At 69.5% G+C, this 20168-nt stretch carries 23 protein-coding genes; 11 read left to right on the top strand and 12 right to left on the bottom strand.

Annotated features, from left to right (window positions below):
* Window positions 1–29: 29 nt before the first annotated feature.
* Together IW248_RS31790 and IW248_RS31785 are read right to left on the bottom strand one after the other, a co-directional pair.
* Window positions 30–1214, bottom strand: coding sequence for a tyrosine-type recombinase/integrase (locus IW248_RS31790; protein WP_307788337.1), 1185 nt, complete (start codon window positions 1212–1214; stop codon window positions 30–32).
* Window positions 1211–1762: a hypothetical protein gene (locus tag IW248_RS31785; RefSeq protein ID WP_196929845.1), complete on the bottom strand. Its 552-nt coding sequence runs from the start codon at window positions 1760–1762 to the stop codon at window positions 1211–1213. Before IW248_RS31785 ends, IW248_RS31790 begins: the two co-directional genes overlap by 4 nt.
* 135 nt (window positions 1763–1897) lie before the next feature.
* On the opposite strand from IW248_RS31785, the gene IW248_RS31780 reads away from it, so the two are divergent.
* The 5 genes from IW248_RS31780 to IW248_RS31760 are packed head-to-tail and all read left to right on the top strand — an operon-like array spanning window position 1898 to window position 6044.
* Window positions 1898–2092 carry a helix-turn-helix domain-containing protein gene (locus tag IW248_RS31780; protein WP_196929844.1) on the top strand — a complete coding sequence of 65 codons (195 nt, stop codon included), beginning with the start codon at window positions 1898–1900 and terminating at the stop codon, window positions 2090–2092.
* A 1-nt stretch (window position 2093) separates the two neighbouring features.
* Entirely contained in the window at window positions 2094–4946 is a 2853-nt protein-coding gene (locus IW248_RS31775; protein WP_196929843.1) for a bifunctional DNA primase/polymerase, read from the top strand.
* Window positions 4943–5389 (top strand): hypothetical protein, encoded by a 447-nt coding sequence (locus IW248_RS31770; RefSeq protein WP_196929842.1) that lies wholly within the window; start codon window positions 4943–4945, stop codon window positions 5387–5389. Before IW248_RS31775 ends, IW248_RS31770 begins: the two co-directional genes overlap by 4 nt.
* On the top strand, window positions 5386–5742 hold the full coding sequence (locus IW248_RS31765; RefSeq protein ID WP_196929841.1) for a hypothetical protein: 357 nt from the start codon (window positions 5386–5388) through the stop codon (window positions 5740–5742). Before IW248_RS31770 ends, IW248_RS31765 begins: the two co-directional genes overlap by 4 nt.
* Window positions 5739–6044: a hypothetical protein gene (locus IW248_RS31760; protein ID WP_196929840.1), complete on the top strand. Its 306-nt coding sequence runs from the start codon at window positions 5739–5741 to the stop codon at window positions 6042–6044. Before IW248_RS31765 ends, IW248_RS31760 begins: the two co-directional genes overlap by 4 nt.
* 154 nt (window positions 6045–6198) lie before the next feature.
* Here the strand turns inward: IW248_RS31760 and IW248_RS31755 are convergent, their stop codons facing one another.
* Complete coding sequence (locus IW248_RS31755; protein WP_196929839.1) at window positions 6199–6705, bottom strand: hypothetical protein; 507 nt, start codon at window positions 6703–6705, stop codon at window positions 6199–6201.
* Between the two features lie 44 nt (window positions 6706–6749).
* Between IW248_RS31755 and IW248_RS31750 the strand changes: the two genes are divergently transcribed.
* The 4 genes from IW248_RS31750 (at window position 6750) to IW248_RS31735 (ending at window position 10412) form a co-directional block, all read left to right on the top strand.
* Window positions 6750–7004 carry a hypothetical protein gene (locus IW248_RS31750; protein ID WP_196929838.1) on the top strand — a complete coding sequence of 85 codons (255 nt, stop codon included), beginning with the start codon at window positions 6750–6752 and terminating at the stop codon, window positions 7002–7004.
* Window positions 7001–7387 carry a helix-turn-helix domain-containing protein gene (locus IW248_RS31745; protein WP_196929837.1) on the top strand — a complete coding sequence of 129 codons (387 nt, stop codon included), beginning with the start codon at window positions 7001–7003 and terminating at the stop codon, window positions 7385–7387. Before IW248_RS31750 ends, IW248_RS31745 begins: the two co-directional genes overlap by 4 nt.
* The gene (locus IW248_RS31740; RefSeq protein ID WP_196929836.1) at window positions 7384–7761 is read left to right on the top strand and encodes a hypothetical protein; all 378 of its coding nucleotides are present in this window, start codon (window positions 7384–7386) and stop codon (window positions 7759–7761) included. The genes IW248_RS31745 and IW248_RS31740 overlap by 4 nt, the downstream gene beginning before the upstream one ends.
* Window positions 7762–8126: 365 nt before the next feature.
* Window positions 8127–10412 carry a hypothetical protein gene (locus tag IW248_RS31735; protein ID WP_196929835.1) on the top strand — a complete coding sequence of 762 codons (2286 nt, stop codon included), beginning with the start codon at window positions 8127–8129 and terminating at the stop codon, window positions 10410–10412.
* 67 nt (window positions 10413–10479) lie between these two features.
* On the opposite strand, the gene IW248_RS31730 is transcribed toward IW248_RS31735, so the two are convergent.
* The 9 genes from IW248_RS31730 to IW248_RS31690 all read right to left on the bottom strand — a co-directional run bounded on the left by IW248_RS31730 (window position 10480) and on the right by IW248_RS31690 (window position 16722).
* Window positions 10480–10959 carry a hypothetical protein gene (locus IW248_RS31730; protein WP_196929834.1) on the bottom strand — a complete coding sequence of 160 codons (480 nt, stop codon included), beginning with the start codon at window positions 10957–10959 and terminating at the stop codon, window positions 10480–10482.
* A gap of 461 nt (window positions 10960–11420) precedes the next feature.
* Window positions 11421–13445: an FtsK/SpoIIIE domain-containing protein gene (locus tag IW248_RS31725; RefSeq protein ID WP_196929833.1), complete on the bottom strand. Its 2025-nt coding sequence runs from the start codon at window positions 13443–13445 to the stop codon at window positions 11421–11423.
* 2 nt (window positions 13446–13447) lie between these two features.
* Window positions 13448–13636, bottom strand: coding sequence for a hypothetical protein (locus IW248_RS31720; protein ID WP_196929832.1), 189 nt, complete (start codon window positions 13634–13636; stop codon window positions 13448–13450).
* On the bottom strand, window positions 13629–13973 hold the full coding sequence (locus IW248_RS31715) for a hypothetical protein (RefSeq protein ID WP_196929831.1): 345 nt from the start codon (window positions 13971–13973) through the stop codon (window positions 13629–13631). The genes IW248_RS31720 and IW248_RS31715 overlap by 8 nt, the downstream gene beginning before the upstream one ends.
* Entirely contained in the window at window positions 13970–15163 is a 1194-nt protein-coding gene (locus IW248_RS31710) for a hypothetical protein (RefSeq protein WP_196929830.1), read from the bottom strand. Before IW248_RS31710 ends, IW248_RS31715 begins: the two co-directional genes overlap by 4 nt.
* A complete protein-coding gene (locus tag IW248_RS31705; protein WP_196929829.1) occupies window positions 15160–15360 on the bottom strand; it encodes a hypothetical protein in 201 nt (66 codons plus the stop codon). The genes IW248_RS31710 and IW248_RS31705 overlap by 4 nt, the downstream gene beginning before the upstream one ends.
* Window positions 15357–15641 (bottom strand): hypothetical protein, encoded by a 285-nt coding sequence (locus IW248_RS31700; protein WP_196929828.1) that lies wholly within the window; start codon window positions 15639–15641, stop codon window positions 15357–15359. The genes IW248_RS31705 and IW248_RS31700 overlap by 4 nt, the downstream gene beginning before the upstream one ends.
* Window positions 15638–15787: a hypothetical protein gene (locus IW248_RS31695; protein ID WP_196929827.1), complete on the bottom strand. Its 150-nt coding sequence runs from the start codon at window positions 15785–15787 to the stop codon at window positions 15638–15640. The genes IW248_RS31700 and IW248_RS31695 overlap by 4 nt, the downstream gene beginning before the upstream one ends.
* Before the next feature lie 8 nt (window positions 15788–15795).
* Window positions 15796–16722, bottom strand: a complete 927-nt coding sequence (locus IW248_RS31690) for a hypothetical protein (RefSeq protein WP_196929826.1) — start codon at window positions 16720–16722, stop codon at window positions 15796–15798.
* A 522-nt stretch (window positions 16723–17244) separates the two neighbouring features.
* Between IW248_RS31690 and IW248_RS33815 the strand changes: the two genes are divergently transcribed.
* A complete protein-coding gene (locus tag IW248_RS33815) occupies window positions 17245–18624 on the top strand; it encodes a tyrosine-type recombinase/integrase (RefSeq protein ID WP_307788335.1) in 1380 nt (459 codons plus the stop codon).
* A 366-nt stretch (window positions 18625–18990) separates the two neighbouring features.
* Window positions 18991–20100 (top strand): DUF5677 domain-containing protein, encoded by a 1110-nt coding sequence (locus tag IW248_RS31680; protein WP_196929825.1) that lies wholly within the window; start codon window positions 18991–18993, stop codon window positions 20098–20100.
* Window positions 20101–20168 lie beyond the last annotated feature (68 nt).

Below are 20168 nucleotides of genomic sequence, written 5' to 3'. Positions count from 1 at the left end.
GGGAAGCCCCGTTGCAGTTCCCGTTGCAATTAGTTCCACAGGGCACCTCCGATGCCCTCGGCCGCCGCCCTCGAAAGCTCGGGCGCGACGTGCGAGTAAGTACCCAGCGTGAGCCCGATCTGGCTGTGCCCAAGCAGCTCCATCACCACGCGGGCGGGCACGCCCTGAGCGAGCAGTACCGAGGCCGCAGTGTGTCGGGCGTCGTGAAGACGGGATTCCCGCACCCCTGCGTCTTTGCTGAGCTGCTTCCACTGTGCCCAGTCGGCCCGAGGGTCGATCGGGCGCCCAGTCGGCTGCGGGAACACCAACCCGCGCAGCACCTTGCCGTCGAGCGTCGGCACCTGGTCGTCCCACAGGTCGCGGGCCAGCGCGCGCTCGGCATCCTGCTCTGCCCGGTGCGCTCGGAGCGCGTCGACCAACTGGTCCGGCACAGCGATGGTGCGCCGGCTCGCCCGCGACTTCGGCTCGACCAGCACCAGCCCACGGCCGGTGAGCCGTTGCAGCTGCCACCGCACGCGGATCTGTCCGGCGTCGAGGTCGACGGCGTCCCACAACAGCCCCAGTGCCTCGCCCTGGCGCAGCCCGAGGGCCAGCGCGACGGACCAGCGTGCCGCGTTCCGTCGCCCGGCCGCCGCCGCGAGGATGGCGCGCGCATCCGCTGCGGTGAGCGGCTGCACCTCTTCGCGGCTGACGCTGGGCGAGTCGACCAGCTCACAGACGTTGCGGGTCACCCGGCCGCGCTGGTGCGCCACCTTCAACGACCGAGACAGGATCCGGTGCAGTTGCAGCACCGTGGCGGGGGCGAGCGGCTTCGGCTTCTTGACGGCGCACGCGGCGTAGAACTTCTCGACGTGCTCCGGCAGCAGCCGATCGAGCCGGTGCGCGCCGATGCCCGGCAGTAGGTGCGCGTCCACCTTCGAGCGGTAGCCCTGCAACGTGGACTCCCGCACCTTCCGGGCCGCGATGTTGTCCAGCCAGTACGTCAGCCACTCCCCCACCGTGGGCGGCTTCCCGGCGGCGGTGACGCCGCCGGCCTCGCGCTTCTGCTCCAGCTCGCGGACCTTGGCTGTCACGGCCTTCTCGGTGCCGGCCTGAACGTGGCGCCGGTCGATGCGGCCGTTGTCCTTGACGCCCATGGTCACGTAGCCGTGCCAACGCCCATCCGACCCCTTGAAGATCGAGCTACGGCCGTTCGCCTTCCGCCCGCTGGTCACGTCGGCCTCCCCTTCCGCGCTGGCGGGAGGAAGCCCCGTAGGCGGGCCTCGCGGATCCAGGTGTGCACCGTCGGCGGCTTGACCTCCCACTCGGCGGCGATCGCAGCGACCGGGCTAGGCACCACCGCCGCCCAAGCCCGGTAGTGCCGGGCGACGAGCTGGGAGAACTCTTCGGGCGTCATGCCGACCTCGCGCCGCAGTGGCGGTAGGTCGGCAATCGCGTCCATGACTTCGGTGTCGCTCTGCCGCTGGGTCAGGTTGTGCGAGTTCTCCATCACGGAGACAGGCACCTTGCGCAAGGTCTCCCCCTTGACGGCGTCGCCCAGGAGTAGCAACCCGCTGAGCACCCACCGGCCCGTCTCTTCCTCCGAGAACCGCGCCCACACCGCGGCGTCGGGAACGATCCGCCCTCGGTGCCAGCCGCCCCACTCTCCCCCAAGCAGGTCGCCCAGCGCATCGCTCACGCGCCGTACGTCGACCTGACCTTCTGGCAGCTCAGCAAAGGGATCCTCCGGATAGTCGAGTTGGACCTTGGGATTTTCTGGCATGTCGCAACCGTAGGGCTGCCGACTTCGTGAGTCAACCAGCGTGGACCTCCATGTGTCTGCCGATACTTGCATGGACCGGCCAAGTGTGGTCACATGTGCACGGCACCATGAATCGGCCAGATCATTGGAGTGGTCATGTCAGACCCCCTGCTGCTCACCGTCGAGGAGAGCGCGAAGAAGGCCCGGATCAGCCGAGCCAAGATGTTCCAACTGCTCAAGGCTGGCGAGATCGAATCGGTCAAGATCGGACGCTCGCGCCGGATCCCCACCGAGGCGTTGGGTGCGTACGTCGACCGGCTGCGGACCGAGCAGCGCAAGGCGGTCGCCTGAGATGACCCAGACGCAGAACGGCCGCCCCGAGGCGAACGGGACGGCCGGTGAGCAGGTCGGCGAGACCAATCCCGAGGTTACCGTGCTGGACGCCGCTCAGTACATGGCCACACGGGGTGCCTACGTCTTCCCGCTCGACCACCCCGCACTGCCACAGTGCGCCGGCGTGCCGACCAAGGGCCACGACCCGACGACGTGCGCCGAGCGCGGCAAGCACCCGACCGGGCGGTGGTCGATCGAGGCCACCAACAAGCTCGCCGACATCGTCGCCATGTTCGCCGGCACGACCAGGAACTACGGCATCGACTGCCGCGCCTCGCAGCTGCTCGTCATCGACGAGGACGTGCTCGGGCTGTTCACGGACTACGCCGCGCAGCACGGCCACACCATCCCGCACACCTTCATCGTCCGGAGCGGGCGACCGGGCGGCGGCAGGCACTTCTACTTCCGCGTTCCCCGAGAGCACCCGTTCACGAACTCGACGGGCAACCTGCCCAAGGGCGTAGACGTGCGCGGCAAGGGCGGGTACGTCGTCGGGCCGGGCAGTCTCCACGCCTCGGGCCAGGTGTATCTGCCGGAGGACTGGGCGGCCCCGTTCGCCGACCTGCCCGACTGGCTCGCCGAGACCCTGACGCCGCCGGCACGCCAGCACACCGAGGTGGTCGACGGCGAACCGCTCAACCGGCCGCTGACGCCGCGCGTCGCCGAGCTGCTGGACGCCGACCCGGGTGATCGGTCGGAGCAGTTCTACCGACTCGCCCGTGAGCTGATGGAGGCCGGGTTCACCCAGGGCCAGGCCGTCACCGTGCTCACGCCCTGGTGCGACCAGCACGACAAGTACGTCGGCCGGGTGGCCGTCGAGGTCGCCCGGTGCTGGAGCAAGCCCAGCAGCGCGCCGCCCCCGTCTCGGGTCCTGGCCGTCGAGGGCGACCAGGCGGCCGAGCGGCCGGCGCTCGACGTGGGCAACCCGGCGATCATGGCGGACTGGCTGCGCTACAACGTCGGCACCGGGCTGCTGGCCGGCATGTTCACCCGGGGCCCGGACATCGTCCACACCCCCCGGGAGGGCGAGAACGGGTATGTCCCGCTCGACGACAACCCCGACAACAACGACGGGCCGGCTCAGGTCCGAGTGGCGTCGTACGACTACATCTCGGCCCGGGTGCAGTACACCTTCAACTGCTTCAAGCTGGTCAAGCAGGGCAAGGCACCCGACGTCACGTACGTGCCGACGCCGGCCCTGTTCCCCACCGCGGCGGCCCGTACTGCGACCAACGCCGTCGACATGCTGCCCAACCTCCGGCGCCTGCGCGGCGTGATCCACACGCCGGTTTTCCGCCCGGACGGGAGCCTGCTCGACGTCCCCGGGTACGACCTGGCCACGAAGCTGCTCTACCTGCCCGAGCCGGGCCTCGCGCTGCCGGCCGTGTCCGAGCGGCCCAGCCCGCGCGAGGTGAAGGCAGCCGTGGCGCTGCTCGACGAGCTGCTGGCCGGCTTCCCGTTCGTCAGCCCGCACCACCGGGCCAACTACATCGGCGGCCTGGTCACACCGCTGCTGCGGACCCTGACGCCGCCGCCGTACAAGCTGCTGGCCATCGGCGCCCACCAGCGCGGGTCGGGCAAGACGAAGCTGGCGAAGGTCGCCCAGATCATCCACGGCGGGGTGTTCCGCTCCGAGATGCCCGAGGACGAGGCCGAACTCCGCAAGCAGGTCACGTCGGTGCTGTCCCACACCACGGGGCCGGTGGTGGTGTTCGACAACGTCTCCGGGGTGCTCCGGTCGTCGACCATGGCGGGCCTGCTCACCTCCGACCAGTGGGGCGACCGGCCGCTCGGCGCGACGGCTTGGGTTGGCGTGCCCAACGATCGGCTGTGGGTCATCACGGGCAACAACCTCAACCTGGGTGGGGACATCCCGCGCCGGACCATCAGCGCGGACATCGACCCGGGCGTGCCCCGTCCGGAGCTGCGGACCGGCTTCGCCATCGGCGACCCGGAGGTCTGGGCGCGGATGCACCGGCCGCAGCTGCTGCACGCCCTGCTGACCGTCGTTCAGGCGTGGGTGGTCGCAGGCATGCCGCTGCCGCCGGAGCGGGCCAGCGATGGCTACGCCAGGTGGACGCGAGCTGTCGAGGGCATCCTGACCTTCGCCGAGGTCGGCGGGATCTTCGACCACGCTTCCACACAGGTCGAGGTGGGCGGCGACGACGACGAGTGGGCCGACTTCCTGGCTGCCGCCTACCGGGTCAAGGGCGACCGCATGTGGACGGCCAAGGAGCTGCTGACCGAGGTCAACGCGGGCACCTTCGCCACCGACCAACGCCCGATCCAGCTCGACGCGCTGCCCGGCGAGCTGGCTGACAAGGCGGCACGGTCGGGCAACGGCCCGGTGGGCATCACGCGTTCGCTCGGCAAGTGGTTGCAGAACCGCGACGGGCGTTGGGCGGGCTCGCTCACGGTCCGGGCGGCAGGCAAGGACCGTGACGGCACCAAGAAGTGGCGAATCCAGGCGGCACCGGGACATACGGCGACACCTTCTGCGGGGGATGCGGGGGATGCGGGGAGTAATCCAGCCCATCTCGCGCATGTGAAATCGGATGATCTTGATTTTGATTACGGGGACCGGCCGAAACATCCCCCGCATCCCCCGCATCCCCCGCACCTCCCTCTCGCGGGCCTGCCGGCGGGTGTGGAGAGAGCGGACCCGAACTACTGCCTGCGGTGCCAGCAGACCTACGCCAATCCGGCGGTGTGGGCTGACTGCGACCGGTGCGGCACCCGAACCCACGTACGCGGTCGCGGCGGCCACGGGCCGACCTGTCAGACCTGCCTCAGCGAAAGGAACGCAGCATGAGCGCCACCATGACCAACGGCGAGCGGGTGGCCGCCCGGGTCGCCGCCGCCGACCAGCAGCACCTGATGGTGAAGGTGGCCGCCTCGCTCGGCTCCCAAGCCTCGATGACCACCACCGCCGCGCACCCGTGGCTTGCCGGCCTCGGCGAGCGGATGTTGACCCTGCTCACCACCCGAGGCGGTGCCCGGGTGTGCCCGCACGTCGGTCCCGGGCTACCCATCGGCCCGATGCACGCGGAGTTCGTTGGCAACGCAGCGGTCATCACCTGCCGGGGCTGCCTGGCGTTCCGGCCGCCGCTGGGCCCGGTCGACGACCGGACCTGTGACCGCTGCTCGGTCTACACCCGGCGCGGCCTGGTCATGGGCGTACTGCCGATCGGGCCGATGCTGCTCAGCTTCGGTGTCTGCGGGCGGTGCGCCGGTGAGCTGGGGGTGGCCCCGTGAGTGCCGAGCTGATCGACCAGTTGGTCGCGCACATCGCCCAGTGGGACTGGACGACCTTCGCCGAGATCGGTCGCCTGGTCAGTGCCGACGGCATCCCCACCGAAGGCACGTACGCCCTGGAGGTGGTGCCCAACGGCCTGATGTGGGCAGGGATGAGCCAGCAGTACGCCGAGATCGTCGACCAGCTCCGTCGTGACCCTCGGGTTGCCGTAGCCATCTGCTCACCGCTGTCGTACGTCGCTGACGGGCAGATGCTCCGTCACCCGGTGGCCGCGAGCCTCCCAGGTCCCGACGGGTATGCCGAGCCGCGCTGGCTGCCGACTGCATTCCGGCCGGCGGGGGCGACCCGATGAGGAAGCTCACCGCCGCCGAGGTCCGCGACGCACGCAAGGCGCACCGCTGCCCGGACTGCTCCAGCGACGTCACCGTTGAGCGGCGCACCGGCAACGTGTCCGTCCACCATGACGACACCTGCCCGATGCTCGCCCGGCTGCGTCGGTCCGGTCACACCTCGGCCATGGTGTTCATGCGTCGCGACAGCCAGACCCCCGAGCAGTTCGCCGACGATGTGACCTCGGCCGTCGCCGAGCTGGCCGCGCGCACCGGCCAGCGTTACCAGATCCGCACTGACCCGTACCGGGGGCTGCCGCAGTGAACCCGCCAGTGGAACCACCCACCACCAGCAGCAACCCGCTCAGCGCCACGCTGCCGGCTCAGAACGGAGCGCCGAGGGGTACGGGCAGGGCCAAACCGCGAGGCGCACGAGGGCGCAGGCGCGGGAAGGGCGGCCGGCGGTGACCCGGCACCCCTCAGCGGATCTCCTCACGCGTGCGCTTAGTGCGGCCGTCGCCCAACTCGACCTGACCGAACGCCACCACGCGCCTGCCCCTAGCGACCACCTTCCGTGTGGTCTCCATCAACGCGCGCACCTCGTGCATGTCCATCGCCCACGTCTCCGACTCGCCCACCTCCAGGCGGTGCGGCAGGACCGGGCCAATCGAGCTGTTGACCGGGGTGAATGTGCCGGCCAGCGGACACACCACGCTCCAACGGGCCACCGTCACCGGCTGGCGACCCACATTGGCCACCTTGACCGCTACTACCGGCGCACGGAAACCCTGCTCGGCAACACGATCGAACCAGCCAGCCCGCAGCTTGTTCGGGTTGCCGGTCACCATGCCGCCGTTGCCCATCGCGCCGACCAGCAGGGTCACCCTCACCCGGCCGCCCGTCAGGACGTAGTTCGCGGCTTGCCATCCCAGCGACAGGCACGACAGGACCACGCCGAGGACCGCTACCCACAAGGTTCCAGCCATGGCGCCGACCGTAGCCGTGTCACGCCACGGGCAGGGGTGACCAGATGAGCACCTGGCGCCCGCTGGCGACCCCCGGCCCGGTTAGCGCAGAGGCCCTGCACGCCGCCCGCGCTGCCGTCCTCGCGACCCTCGCCGCCCGCAACAGCGCCCTGGGGCATCAGGCGGCCGTGGGTGAGCTGGCCGCGCTCCCCGTCGACCAGCTGCTCGACGTGGCCGCCGTCCTCGCCAGCATGGTTGGGCGACCCCAAGACACCCTGATCACGGTTGACGAGTGGCTGTCGATGGTGGTCGAACCATGACCCAACCCCTCGCCGACGGGTGGCTGCTCATCGCCCCCGACGACGCCTGCCGGCTCGCGCAGCTGGTGCGGGCTGGTGCGCTGACGTTCCGCCACCGCCGGAACCTCACCACCGGCGAGGGTGCGCTGCTCATGGCCGTCGAGCAGGCCGCCTACGCGGCCCGGAGTTCCGCCATGGGAACCGCGGCTGTCTCGGTGCCGCCTGCTCCGGCACCGTCAACGGTGACGTCAGGCGCCGCAGCTCAGGCGCTGCGGGTCAGCGACAGCTACATCCGCCGGCTCTGCCGCACAGGGGCTCTGGAAGCCCAGCGCAGCGGAACTGAATGGCACATCGACCCCGACAGCCTGGCCGCGTACGCACTCACGAGAGGCGAGACAGCATGAGCACCCACCAAGGACCGTGGAGCCACGGCGAGCACCCCGCCGACTGGGCGTACCGGACCGGCCGAGTCACCGCCGAGTCCCGCGAGACGTGGCGCGCCATCTACGACAACGACCCCGACGAGGCTGGGCGGACGATCGCCGGGCTGTTCCCCGTCCTGGCCGACCCGACCGTGGCGAGGCTGCTCGCCATCTCGGCCGAGCAGGAGCAGCGGGAACAGGCCGTCGATGACGACGAGTTCGCCGGCCTGTTCCCGCCGGCCGTGCGCAACGGGCCTGACGACCTGGCCGAGTTCGCCGCGCTCTTCCCGCCGGACAACGCTGGCCCCGACGATCTGGGCGACCTCGCGCACCTGTTCCCGCCGCGGCGTCGATAGAGGCAGGCCGGGGTGCAGCAGCGTCAACGTCACCCGAGGTCGGCGGTCTGCATCGTCCGTCGGCAGCGAGCCGGGGCCGAAGGGGCGAGAGCGTGCCTCCTTTCCACGCATCGACCGCCCCTGCGCGCCACCCCAACGGCCACACATACGCGCGCAATCCCTATCCAGTCAGGGGAATTGACCACAAGGAGTGACGAGAGCCATGTAACGCTGCGTCACTGTGAAGCCCGGAAAAATCTGATCATGAGCAAACCTGGACCACTGGGGCAGGTCGCTCGCCTTCTGTACGGTTCCCACGTTTTGCCGAGAGCTACGAAGCGTTACGTCCCTCACCGCCGGTGACGGCGCGTAGTTAGGAGCCTGACATGGCACGCACCGTCAAGGTTGAACTGCTGCTGGAAGCTGCCCGATACATCCGTGGTGGCCGGCAGGCGAAGCGGGCCACCGACGACGTCAAGGACTCCGTCGAGGACCTGGGCGGCGCCAGCGAGAAGGCCAGCCAGGAGGCGGAGCAGCTCGGCGACGAGTTGTCTGAGATGGCTCGTGATGCCCGCCGGCTGGACGCGCAGATCGACGAGACGCGGGACGGGATCCGGGAGTTGGCGCGGCAGATCGCGGCGACCTCAGATGAGGCGTCGCGGGCGGATCTGTCGAAGAAGCTGAAGGTCGACCAGGCGGGCCTGCGTCGCAACCTGAACCTGCGCAAGCTGATGGAGGTGGAGGCCGAGGACGCCGCCAGCGGCTTCGCCGCCCGCTTCGGTGGTCGCATCGGTCCGTTGATGGCGTCCGCGCCGATCGCGTCTGGTGCGGGTGCCGCTGGCGCTGCGCTGGGGTTGGCGATGGCCCCGACCCTGTCGGCGGCACTGTCCGGCGCGGTGGTGGGCGGTGCTGCTGGCGCCGGCATCGTCGGTGGTGTCATCCTCGCCGCCCGGGACGCTCGGGTTCAGGCCGCCGGCAAGGACTTGGGCGGGTTCATCCTGGGTGACCTGGAGAAGCGCGCCGCCGGGTTCACACCGGTGGTGCTGGACAGCATCGACGACATCCGAGCCGGATGGGGTGCTCTCGGCCCGGACCTGTCGCGGATCTTCAACTCGTCGCGGCTGGTGGAGCCGCTGGTCGCCGGGCTGGTGTCTGGTGGTCAGAAGCTTGTCGGCGGCATCGCGGACGCGGTGGATAACGCAGACGCGCCCGTCGCCGCGTTCGGGACCCTGCTCGATGGTGTGGGTGACGCCGCTGGCGACGCGTTCACCACACTGTCGCAGGACGCCGACGAGGGCGCGTCAGCGATCGAAGACCTCACCACGGCAGTCACCAGCTTTATCCGTGTGTCGGCCGCGATCGTGCACGCCGGGGCGACCGTCAAGGGCTGGACTGACCAGGTCGACACGGCGATCGACCGTGGCCGGTACTGGATCGAGGACAGTTCTTACATCTCGGAGGCCCTGGCGCGCCAGGGCATACAGCTCGACATCACCGCCGACGGTTTCAAGGCCGGCACGGCGGAGGCTGAGGCGTACCGGGCGGCCACCGAGGGCACGGCGACCGCGGCTGACTTCGCCACCCTGAAGGCTGCCGGGATGACCGATGCGCAGGTCGCGGCCGCCGACGCCAGTGGCACATTCCGGGCGAAGACCGAAGAGGTCAACGGCGCGCTCGGGGCCAACGGTGAGAGCTACCGCAACACCACCCAGTCGATCGAAGAGTTCAACGCCAAGCTGGCCGAAGCGTTCGAGCTGCAGAACAAGGGGACCAGCGCGAACCTGTCAGCGGAGCAGGCCAACCTGCGGTTGGAGGAGGCCATCGACAAGGCCACCGCCGCGGGGAAGGCCAACAACGACGGGATCAGCACGAACACCGAGCGCGGCAGGGCGAACCGCGAGGCGCTGCTGGGTATCGCGGGCGCAGCGGCCACGGCCGCCGAGAAGGTGTTTGAGCAGACCCGATCGCAGGATGCCGCCACGGTCGCCACCGAGCGGGGTCGGGCGAAGTTCTTGCAGGCCGCCGCCGCGATGGGTGTGGAGAGAGGCGAGGCCAAGCGTCTCGCCGATCAACTGTTCGGGATCCCTCCGGAGCGCAACACGAAGGCCGAGTTCACCCCAGACAACAAGGGCGTGAAGGCGTGGAAAAAGACCCTGTCGGGGATCGACAAGACGATCTTCACCTCGGCGCGGCTACTGGCGATCGTGGACATTGAGGTCCGCCGGGAACAGGCCACCGAGGCGACCGGCCGCCGGTGGGGTGGCGTCACCGAACACGCCCGATGGGGCACCGCCGTCGACCACGCCCAGTGGGGTGTCCTGCGGGAGGCGCACGTCGCGTCGCCCGTCGCTGGAGCGCGGTACGCGTACGCGGAGCAGGCCACCGGCGGTGAGGCGTTCGTGCCGAAGTATGGCGACCCACGACGCTCGCTGGACATCCTCGCTACGGCAGCCGGCTGGTACGGGGCGACAGTGCAGTCCCGCCCGCAGGTCGGCTCCGGGCGGGCCGTCCCGGCTGCCGGCGGCGGCGGGACGCAGGTCTACAGCCCGACGTTCAACGTCAACGTGTCGGTTGCCCCCGGCGCGAACCTGGCGGATGTTGGCCGGGTGACCGTCCAGGCGATCCGGGCGTATGAGCGCGGCGGCGGCAAGACGTGGCGCAAGGCGGGGTAGCCGACCCTCGACGCCGAACGGCCCGCCAGGATCGCCCCTGGCGGGCCGTTCGCTGTGCTGTGCAGTGTCAGGCGCAGGTAGCCGAACGCCACGCCCGGTAGGCGTCCCCGACCGAGCCGGCCGCAGCGGCAGCCTTGCCCGCTTGCTCTTCGCCGATCCTGTCGCCGATCACCGCCTCGGCGTTGACCAAGGACAGCTCGAAGTTGTACTCAGCGATCGCAACCGCAAGCGTCTTCGAGGGCTGACTCTCATACCCAGAGACAGCCTTGAGGTAGTCCTCGCCGGTCTCCATGGCCATCTTGATGTCGAGTTCGTTCCATCCGGCGACCTCCGCCGCCGACTGGGCGCGGCGAGGCCCATCCCACGCGTTGTGAGCCCGATCGATGTTGACGCACTCGACCTCGACAGCGGCGGGCCTGGTGCTCGTTGACGCGCTCGGTGCGCTGCTCGTCGCGGTGGCGCCCGGTTCCGCGTCGCCACCGCACCCGGCGGTAGCAACGGCGACGGCCAGTGTCAGGGCGGCGGCAGTGAGGCGGGTACGGATCATGCACGGCACGCTACCGACCAGCCGCAACGAGTGAGCCCCACCGTCCAGCCGTGTCGGCGGGGCTCATCGGGTGCTCAAGTCAGGCTTCACGGTGGACACGTCGGGCGCGGTTCCACATCCGCCGGCCGAGCCGTAGCCGCTTCCCCGTCGACCGGCACCACCGGCACGGACGGGACAACTTCGGGTTGCGCTTGGACCGGTGGTGAGCCTTCCCGTCGCACAGCCAGCAGTCCCGATAGGGCCGCACGGCGCACGACAGGGCGTAGCCCAACAGGACGACCAGGGCGATGCTGGTCGCAACGAGGGTGCCTCTCACGATGCCCTCCCAGGGGCAGGTTTCGGGGGTGCTGGACAAGGGCCGCGACCACGCGACCAACAAGGGTTTACGCAGGTGAGGGCTGGTCGCACCCCTGGTCGCGGATCCGCGACCAAGCTGCGTGGCGCGACCAGCCCCGCGACCACTACTTGGCCTCGATCTCGCGGCGCTGCTGGGCGTTGTCGAGGGCCGTCCGGCGGGCGCCCTTGAGGTTGCTCCGACCGACCTTCACGTCTTGCGACTCGACGCCGTACGGGGCGAGCGTCTCCCGGACCACGTCGGGCGTGATGCCCGCGTAGAACTCCGGTGCCAGCTCCGCGAGGCGCTCGGCGAGCACCGCCCAGGGTGCGCCGGACTCTCCGGACCGCAGCACCGACCGGGCGTCGGCGAGCATGTCGCGCATCTCGGCTCGCTGGACGTCCTCGCCGATGACGGCCTTGCCGCGCAGCTGCGCGGCTCGGGCAACGATCGCCGCGGTGGCTTCCGGCGTCGGGTAGAACGATCGGGCACTGCCCGGCTTGTCGACGCCGACCATCACGCCCCAGCCGGCATCTACGCCGGGCCGGTACACGGTGGCGGTCATGCCGCGCTTGTACGCCCCCGTCCCGAGAATCATGTCGTTCTCCACCTGGCCGAGCACCGACAGGCACCACCTGGTGGTGATGCAACGGGTGATGTTCGGCGGCAGGCTGTCCTTGTCGGGGATCTGCGTGGCCAGGCAGAAGATGATGCCCAGCGCCCGGCCCCGCTTGATGGCCCGCTCACACGCCGCCGCAGCGCCCGGCACCGCGGCGAACAGCTCGTGCACCTCGTCGAGCAGGATGAACACCGGGTGCAGCCCGGATCCGGGCTTGGCAGCCAGCTCAGGCGTGACCTTGCCCTCGGGGGCGTCGCCCCGCTTCTTGGCCGCGAGGATCCGCTTACCGCGACGCTCGCACTCCGCGAGGGCCCAGGTGATGACGTCGGCGCCGGTCTGGAACGCGTCGTCATCGACGCCCACGGCGTACGTGGAGCACAGCGGCTCGACGTCCAGGAAGTCCCCGACGCCCTTGAACTCGGCGACCTTCAACTCGACGGTCGGGTCGAGCATGGCGATGGTGAGCAGGGTCCGGGCGGCGTACGACTTGCCCGAGCCGGGCTGTCCGCCGACCAGGAAGTTCCGCTGGAACAGCACGGTCGTCAGGGCCCGCTGGCGGGAGTCGGTGGCGAACGGGTTCGGCTCGAACACGCTGGTCCGGGCGTTGTCCGCCGTCAGAGCCCACGCCGGCTGGCCCATCTTGGACGACGGCTGGTAGCCGACCCACAGGTCGACCTGTCCGGGATGGTCGGGGCCGACCTCCGGCCACACCTGGTCGACGGGCAGGCGCAGCGCGGCGGCGAGGTTGTCGCGCTTCTCCAGTAGCTGCGTGGCCACGATGGCGCCGGGGAGGTTGAACCGGGCCAACCAGCCAGGTCCGTCCTTGTGGATGCCCGGCGGCGGGAACGTGATCTGTCCCGGCTCCTTGACGCCGATGCCGAGCGCCACCACGGAGTGACGCACCATCTCGCCCGTGAGCTTGGTGAACGCCGCCTTGGTGACGACCCGGTCGACGATCGGCTTGTCCGCCGGCCGCCCGTTGCGTGCGGCCACCAGGACCACCCCGACGGCGACGGCGAACCAGCCGATCGCGGGGATGCCGACGGCCAGCTGCGCGACGGCCAGCAGCACCACCAGGACGCCGATGGTGGCTCCGAGCTTCCACGCTCGCGCGCTCGACCGCTTCGCCCGGGTGCGCTCCAGGGCCTGCCAGGTGTGCGGGTCGTCCTTGTTGGCCGCCGAGTTCATGAGCTGCCAGTTGTCCCGGCCGCCCACGGCCCACCAGAACACCCCCGCCCCGCCCCGCCAGGCCCCACGCGGGGCGTACACGGCCACCTTGGCGGCGTACTTAGGGGAGCGGGTCAGGTGGTAGAGGGCGGTGTGCCCGCCGTAGCTGACCGCCCAGCGGCTCAGCGCCCGCCGGGCGTCCGGGTTGCGCAGCACCGCCGGCACGATGGGCCGGCGGGCGTCGGTGCGCGACACGACGTCGGCGAACGTGGCCTTGCGGTCGGCCGGGTCGACCTGACCGCCGACCTTGTCGGCCTCGATGATGTGCCGCTCATCGTCGTACTCGTCGAACGGGATGACGGACATGGTTACCTCCCCTGCGCCTGGTCGGCGAGGTTGTGAGCGCGGATAGCGAGGATGGGGAGCAGGTCGCGCCACGGCATCGTGGGCTCGACCATCTCGGACTCGATGAGCACGGCCAGGGCGCGGATGCCGCCGGCCGCGGCCCCGAGCCGCGTGTGCAGCTCGGGGCACGTCGTGCAGTCGGACTCAGCCACGCCGGCCGCCGGGCTTGCGGGCCTGGGCGCCACCGGCGATCACGCCGGCCGCCCACTCGTCGGAGTAGGCCACCCCGCCGGACGTCCACGGCTGCGGGTCGCGGTCGGACCGGCGAGCCTTCCGGGCGGTCATCCCGTCCAGCTCGATCACGGTCCCCACCGGCATGGCGGCCGGGTCGGTGCTGGCCTGCCGGTTGGTGGCGCTGGGCTTGAAGTAGGCGATCAGGCAGGTCACGGCGGCGCAGATGCACGCCACCCGGGACCAGCCGTCCCCGGTTACGGCGAGGCCGGCGCACACGATCGCCATGGCCAGGAACAGGCGCGGTCCGCGCTTCATGCGGTCACCTCCACTGGTGTGCCGTTGATGGGCGTTCCCGCAGGCTGGTCACCGGTTGCTGACGCCAGGTCGTGGCCGTCCGCGTCGTAACCCATGCGGGCGTAGTGGTCCGCCACGGTGCCCTCGGGCACGGCGAGGCTTTCCGCCAGGTCGGCCGCTGGCGGGAGCGGCGGCATGTACCGGCGGGCGGTGGACTCGCTGACGCCAGCCTTAGCGGCGATCTGCGCGGCGCTGGCGTCAGGCAGCTTCGCTGCTGCACGGGCGACCTTCTGAGCGCTGGTGAGCGAGCGCGCCCGGGGTCGGCTGACGCGCGGCTTGGCGGCAGGCTCGGCCGGCGCTGGCGTCACGGTGGCGCTCGACTCGGCGTAGTCCCAGGGGTCAACCGGCGTCGACTCCGACTCCGGCGTGACGTCGTCGGCAGGCTGGTCACCGAAGATGACTGCCGCCACGTCGAGGCCCCGCCGGTAGCGCTCGCTGACTTCGGCCAGCATCTCCGGCGTCGAGCCCTGGGCAAGGCGACGCAGCTTCAACGCCCGCCGGCCGGTGAGGTGCTTGCTACCGGTGTCGATCCGGTCGGCGAGGCGGACCATGCGGTCGACGTTGCGCTGCCGGAACGTCACGCCCAGGTCGTCGAGCGAGCCCGGTTGGAGCAGCCCGAGGCGAACCCCGAGGCGCTGCGGCGTCCAGATCCACCGCGACGGCTGACGCTCCCGGTCTGGACGGTCGGCGATCAGGTCCGACCACCACTGCCACGCCAGCAGCGTGGGAGCACCGAGCCGGAGCAGGTACTCGGCGGTGTTCGCCGCGTTGCTGGCGGCGATCAGACCCGCCCCGACGGCGATCACCCACACCGCGACGCCATGCACGCCGGGCTCACGGTCCAGCTTCACCCGGGCCTTCGCCTGGTGCGCCTCGTTGAGCATCGCCAGCTCAGCGAACGCGAACAGCAGCAGCGCCTTCCACCAGGCGAACCCGAGGGATTCCGTGGCCACCTCCCACATGCCCTCAGCGGACAGCGCCACCGCCACCGCGCCGGCAGCCCACCGGTACGCGGCGCCACGGTTGCCGCGCCGTCGAGCCCACCAGCCGGCAAGCACCAGCAGCACGAGCAGGACACCGCCAGCGGCGAGCAGGACGCCGCGGTGACGCTCCACGGTGGCGAGGAACTGGTCGACCATCTCGACGCTCATCGGGCCATCTCCTTGGTGCGCTGGGCGGCCCGGCGGCGGGCCTCGGCGTTGGCGACCTGCAGACGGCCCTGGGCGGCGGACGCTTGCCCGTACCGCTCGTCGTTGCGGTGGACCAGCGCGCGGGCGATCAGGAACACGGTGGTGGGGACGGCCACGCCGCCACCCACAATCAGCAGCAGCAGCTCGTACTCGTTCATCGGGGCCCCTCCCCGGCAGCGGCGAGCAGTTCGCGGAGCCGGTACGCCAGTGCGCGCGCCTGCCCCAGCGACATGACCACCTGGTCGACGGTGGGCCCGGCCGTGACGGTCAGGCTCACCTGCGGGTCGGTGACGGGCGTCCACGGCTTGATCAGCGCGACGTCCATCACGGTCTCTTCGGTGCGGTTCGTGTCGACGTGCACCACCGGGGAGACGTGCGTCCGGAAGCGGTCGCAGCGGTCCCGGTCGCACCACGTCGGGTGATCGGCCGGGGGGTTCATCGGGCACCCCAGCTCGTCGACACGCACATGCCGCCGGCGCCGGCCTCGTTGCCGGTGCACGGCTGGGTGGTGTGGTTGTGGGCGAACGCGATGACGGCCAGGGCCGCGCACACCAGAACGGTGCGCGCGACCAGGCGGTCAACCATCCCGCGCATCAGCGGGCAGCCCGAGCGGCGCGGATGCCGGCGAGCAGGGCCAGGGCCATCACTTCGGCCTCGTCGAGGGTCAGCTTCGCGGCGTACCCGTCGTCGTCGCCCGTGGACAGGTAGATCGAGGGCTCCTCGCAGTCACCCGCGCTCGGCGAGTGGAACGACTGGAGCTGCACGAACAGCCGGCGGCGTTCCCCGATGGCCGAACCGTCGGCCACCCGGTCGTCGACCAGCGTCCGGTTGTGGGAGTGCTCGTCGGCGGCGAACCCGTCGTCGAACGTGCAGTTCCCGGCGCACCAGGCGACGCCGCAGTCCACCGACGGCCGCCCCAGGAAGTCCGTCCGGCCCTCGACCGGCTCGGGGATGCGGATCAGCCGCACCACGCCCTCGTCGAGGCAGACGATGTTGTTACGGGCGTCGAGGGCCTGGTCGACGGTGATGCCCAGGTCGGCGGCCACCTCGTCGTACGTGGCGTGAGGGTCGGCGTTCAGCATGGCGTCCACGCTGCGTCCGAGCGTGAGCGCCGCGGCGGCCGGCGGCTGAGTGTTCAGGTACGCCAGCACCGCGGCGTTGATGCGCGCTTCGCTGGTCCCCAGGTTGACCGCCAGCTGCCTGTCGCTCAGCGGCTTCGGGGAGGTCTGGGCCAGTTCCCACGCCCGCTGGCCCAACGCCAGCATCTCGGCGGTCGGCTGGGTCGGGACCGCGGCACGGCCGGTGTACGCCTGGTTCACCGGGAAGCGGGCTGCGTGCACCTCGTGCTCACCGACACCGAGCCGGCGGGCCACCTCCGCGTCGGAGAGCGGCTGAACGTACGTGCTGTCCAGCTCCTGAATCCGCAGGCCGAGGTCGGCGCGGATGAGGGCCAGATCGGTGGTGTTGGCGCCGTCGAGCCGGTGCTCCGACGGGACCGATGCGGATGCGATGATGCTCACGGGTCGTACCTCCTGGTTGAGTCAGGTCGGTTCGATCAAGGGTCGGGATCAGGAGCGCCAACTCCTGCCCGGCCCGCTTACGTTCTGTAGCCCTTACGGGCCGTTGCAGATCCAGTTGCAGTACACCAACATCTGCGATCGTCTACAGAGGTTCATGTATGCGCCTTGACCTGCACCTTTAGACGTCGGTAGATCCCGGTAGACACCCACCTAGAAGACTTCTAATCCCAAGGCCGCAGGTTCGAATCCTGCCGGGCGCACAGGCAATCCCTCCCTCTGACCAGCTCCTATGGGGCTGCTCGTGGTGCGAGCGCGCTCCGGCGGGCCGTGGCAGCCTCGAACGGACGCAGCAGCGCCTGTGCGGCGAGAACGAAACCCTGCCCAGCGGGTCACTGCGGGTGAAGGTCTATGCCGGCGTCGACCTGATCGGCGGGAAGCGGCGCCACCTGACCGAGGTCATTCCCCGCCGGCCGCGCCGCCGTCAAGTACGCCGAGAAGGCGCGTACCCGTTTGCTGGCCCAGGTGGACGAGCGGCGCAACCCATGTACACGCGCCACGCTCGACCAGCTTCTAGACCGATGGCTTGAGGTGGCCGACATCGAGGCCACCACCCGTATGGGCTACGTCAACAAGCTCAACAAGCACGTACGGCCAGTGCTGGGCAACCTGCCGGTTGGCCGACTCGACGCCGAGACGTTGGAGTCGTTCTACGCGAGCCTCCGTCGCTGCCGCGACTGGTGCGGCGGTAAGGCGTACGTGAAACACCGCGTAGAAGGTGAACACACTTGCACGGCGAAGTGCCGGCCGCACGTCTGCAAGCCGCTCAGCGCTTCGTCCGTGCGCCAGATTCACTGGATCCTCAGTGGTGCGCTCAGTCGCGCCGTCCGGTGGCGCTGGATCGCCGTCAACCCCGCCGGACAGGCCGAGCCCCCTGCGCCGCCGCACCCCGACCCGCAACCGCCAAACCCGGCCGAAGCCGCGCGCATCATCAATAAAGCGTGGCGTGACCCTGACTGGGGCGCGCTGGTCTGGCTTGCCATGACGACGGGCGCCAGGCGCGGTGAACTGTGTGCGCTGCGCTGGCAGCATCTCGACTTGGACGCCGGTGTGCTGACGCTGCGGCGCAGCGCCTACCTGGACGAACACGGCGAGCTGCGGGAGAAGGACACCAAGACGCACCAGCAGCGGCGGGTGGCTCTCGACCCCGAGACGATCGAAGTGCTGCGTGAGCTGCGCGGTCGGTACCTTGACCGCCTGGCGCAGCTCGGCGCTGACGCCGACACTGCCGATTACGTCTTCTCCCCCGAACCGGACAACAGCCGTGGCTACCGACCCGACACCATTACTCAGCGGTACGGCCGGCTCGCAACCCGGCTCGGCATCGACAGCCACATTCACGCACTGCGGCACTACTCGGCAACCGAGCTGATAAACGCTGGCGTTGACGTACGGACGGTCGCCGGCCGGCTTGGTCATGGCGGCGGTGGGACAACGACCCTCAGGGTGTACGCAGCCTGGCTGTCGGAGTCGGACCAACGGGCGGCAGGGACGCTGGCCGCTCGGATGCCGCCGCGACCAGTCACGCCAACTCAAGGCATTGTGTCGACCAGCCCGTACCAAGCGATAGCCGCTGGCCTGCGCGAGCAGATCGCCAATGGTCAGCTTCGGCCCGGCGACCAACTCCCTGCGGTTGCCGAGCTGGCTACGGCGCTTGGCGTTTCGGTCGGTACCGCTCACCGCGGCGTGGCGCTGCTGGCGGCAGAGGGTTTGGTACGCGTCGTTCGAGGTCGCCGGGCGACCGTCGCTCAACCTCGCCTTAAGAACTCGCCAGATGGGTCTGGCGACAACCTGCTTCAAGGTGCCGAACATCGGCCCGTCCCACGTCAGTCTGCTCATCTGTGAAGGCGACACGCGCACTAGGAGATCAAGTTGCTTCCCTCGATCTAACTACCCGGACCCGCCGCCGCCTCCGCAAACACCTCTCAGCATCTCTTACCGTCGAAGGCCGGAGTTCGGCGTATTTAGGGCTGAATGAGACTGCGCCAGGCGCGCGCCTGCGGAGCAAGTGCCGACGCATCGTCAGTGCGGGAGGACGAAGATCGCGGCCGACATGGGTCTCGTGAGCCAACTCAATGCAGGCAGTCCGTGCCCGCTGGTCACGGCCCGGGGTACCGGCTGCTGGCACATGCATGGCACGGTAACCGGAGGAGTCATGAGGCCGTTAGCCGGACGAGGTAGTCCGGGAAGCAGGGCACGAGGGGATGGCTTATGTTTCCGGAGATTGCACAACTCGGGTGCAACGTGCTCGATCAAGCACAAGAGGCAGAAGCGGGTGCGTTGAACAGGGGCCTGCCGGAGGCTGATGCAGGCCGGCTCGCGGCCGAGACATTGCAACGGGCTTTAGATGAGGGAAGCGCGGAAGCAATTGAAGCGTTCCGAAGGGCAATTCCCGCCTACGCCGCACAACGCCAACGGGAAACGGAGTCTTTTGAGCAGAGATTGCTCGACCGATGGCGAGTGCCCTTGGACGGCTATTTGGCCCTCGTAGGCCTGGCCATCGATTTTTGGGAACGCGTTGGCCAAACGAGCCGAATTGGTGCCGCAGAGCAGCAAGACCATGCGTTCTTCGCACTAGATGACATCTGCGCGCGCGCGTGTCGAGTGGCCCACGCAGTGCACCATCTACTGAGCGGGGGCTTCCCCCTTGACGCACTTGCGCGAGCGCGGACAATTCACGAACTTGCGGTTGCCGCATTCTTGATACAGGAATCGACAGATGGCGAGGACAATCGGGACCTCGCAGAGCGGTTTCGTCTTCATGGCCACGTAAGCGCATACGCTGACGCCTTGGTTTATCAGGAGAATGCAGAAGGGCTGGGATATGAGCCTCTTGAAGTGGAACACGTGGAGCGAATGAGGATAACGAGGGAGGAACTTCTTACCCGCTTCGGTCGCTCTTATAGAAACGAATATGGCTGGGCGTCCAAGCTTCTTGACAAGGATCGCCCAACATTCCGCGACCTCGAAGAGAGGGCCAACCTCTCGCATCTGCGCGGATTTTACCGATGGTCGAGCCAGGAGGTGCATTCCGGCGCGCGAAGTCTTAGCTTCAACTCGATCGATTTTCGGGGACAGGAAGTGCAACTCGTCAACCGGACGAACCACTACCTCGCCGACCCTGCCCAAATCGCCCTGATAGCACTAATGCAGTGCATGTCGGCGCTGCTAGTCTACTCAGTCACAGATCCACAGGAGTTGCTGTACATGACGACTATGAGTCACTTCGTGGACGAGACATGTAACTCGTTTGTGGCCGTGCAAGAGCAAATAGACCGGGAAGAGGAAAACGTGACGCACTCCCCTCCTGAACAACCCTGACGCCCTCGTCGCCGTCGCGCTCAGCCGACCCCCCGCCACTTTCGGCTCCTGACCGCCCAGCCCCCGCA

The sequence above is a fragment of the Micromonospora ureilytica genome, assembly GCF_015751765.1.
Taxonomy (GTDB): domain Bacteria; phylum Actinomycetota; class Actinomycetes; order Mycobacteriales; family Micromonosporaceae; genus Micromonospora; species Micromonospora ureilytica.
Note: the sequence above shows the minus strand (reverse complement) of the source record. Positions and strands in the feature narration are given on the sequence as shown.

Excerpts from the sequence above, each read along its gene's own strand:
- IW248_RS31785 (WP_196929845.1), bottom strand. The coding sequence starts at position 1,762 with ATGCCAGAAAATCCCAAGGTCCAACTCGACTATCCGGAGGATCCCTTT.
- IW248_RS31780 (WP_196929844.1), top strand. The coding sequence starts at position 1,898 with ATGTCAGACCCCCTGCTGCTCACCGTCGAGGAGAGCGCGAAGAAGGCC.
- IW248_RS31775 (WP_196929843.1), top strand. The coding sequence starts at position 2,094 with ATGACCCAGACGCAGAACGGCCGCCCCGAGGCGAACGGGACGGCCGGT.
- IW248_RS31770 (WP_196929842.1), top strand. The coding sequence starts at position 4,943 with ATGAGCGCCACCATGACCAACGGCGAGCGGGTGGCCGCCCGGGTCGCC.
- IW248_RS31760 (WP_196929840.1), top strand. The coding sequence starts at position 5,739 with ATGAGGAAGCTCACCGCCGCCGAGGTCCGCGACGCACGCAAGGCGCAC.
- IW248_RS31755 (WP_196929839.1), bottom strand. The coding sequence starts at position 6,705 with ATGGCTGGAACCTTGTGGGTAGCGGTCCTCGGCGTGGTCCTGTCGTGC.
- IW248_RS31750 (WP_196929838.1), top strand. The coding sequence starts at position 6,750 with ATGAGCACCTGGCGCCCGCTGGCGACCCCCGGCCCGGTTAGCGCAGAG.
- IW248_RS31745 (WP_196929837.1), top strand. The coding sequence starts at position 7,001 with ATGACCCAACCCCTCGCCGACGGGTGGCTGCTCATCGCCCCCGACGAC.
- IW248_RS31740 (WP_196929836.1), top strand. The coding sequence starts at position 7,384 with ATGAGCACCCACCAAGGACCGTGGAGCCACGGCGAGCACCCCGCCGAC.
- IW248_RS31735 (WP_196929835.1), top strand. The coding sequence starts at position 8,127 with ATGGCACGCACCGTCAAGGTTGAACTGCTGCTGGAAGCTGCCCGATAC.
- IW248_RS31730 (WP_196929834.1), bottom strand. The coding sequence starts at position 10,959 with ATGATCCGTACCCGCCTCACTGCCGCCGCCCTGACACTGGCCGTCGCC.
- IW248_RS31725 (WP_196929833.1), bottom strand. The coding sequence starts at position 13,445 with ATGTCCGTCATCCCGTTCGACGAGTACGACGATGAGCGGCACATCATC.
- IW248_RS31715 (WP_196929831.1), bottom strand. The coding sequence starts at position 13,973 with ATGAAGCGCGGACCGCGCCTGTTCCTGGCCATGGCGATCGTGTGCGCC.
- IW248_RS31710 (WP_196929830.1), bottom strand. The coding sequence starts at position 15,163 with ATGAGCGTCGAGATGGTCGACCAGTTCCTCGCCACCGTGGAGCGTCAC.
- IW248_RS31705 (WP_196929829.1), bottom strand. The coding sequence starts at position 15,360 with ATGAACGAGTACGAGCTGCTGCTGCTGATTGTGGGTGGCGGCGTGGCC.
- IW248_RS31700 (WP_196929828.1), bottom strand. The coding sequence starts at position 15,641 with ATGAACCCCCCGGCCGATCACCCGACGTGGTGCGACCGGGACCGCTGC.
- IW248_RS31695 (WP_196929827.1), bottom strand. The coding sequence starts at position 15,787 with ATGGTTGACCGCCTGGTCGCGCGCACCGTTCTGGTGTGCGCGGCCCTG.
- IW248_RS31680 (WP_196929825.1), top strand. The coding sequence starts at position 18,991 with ATGTTTCCGGAGATTGCACAACTCGGGTGCAACGTGCTCGATCAAGCA.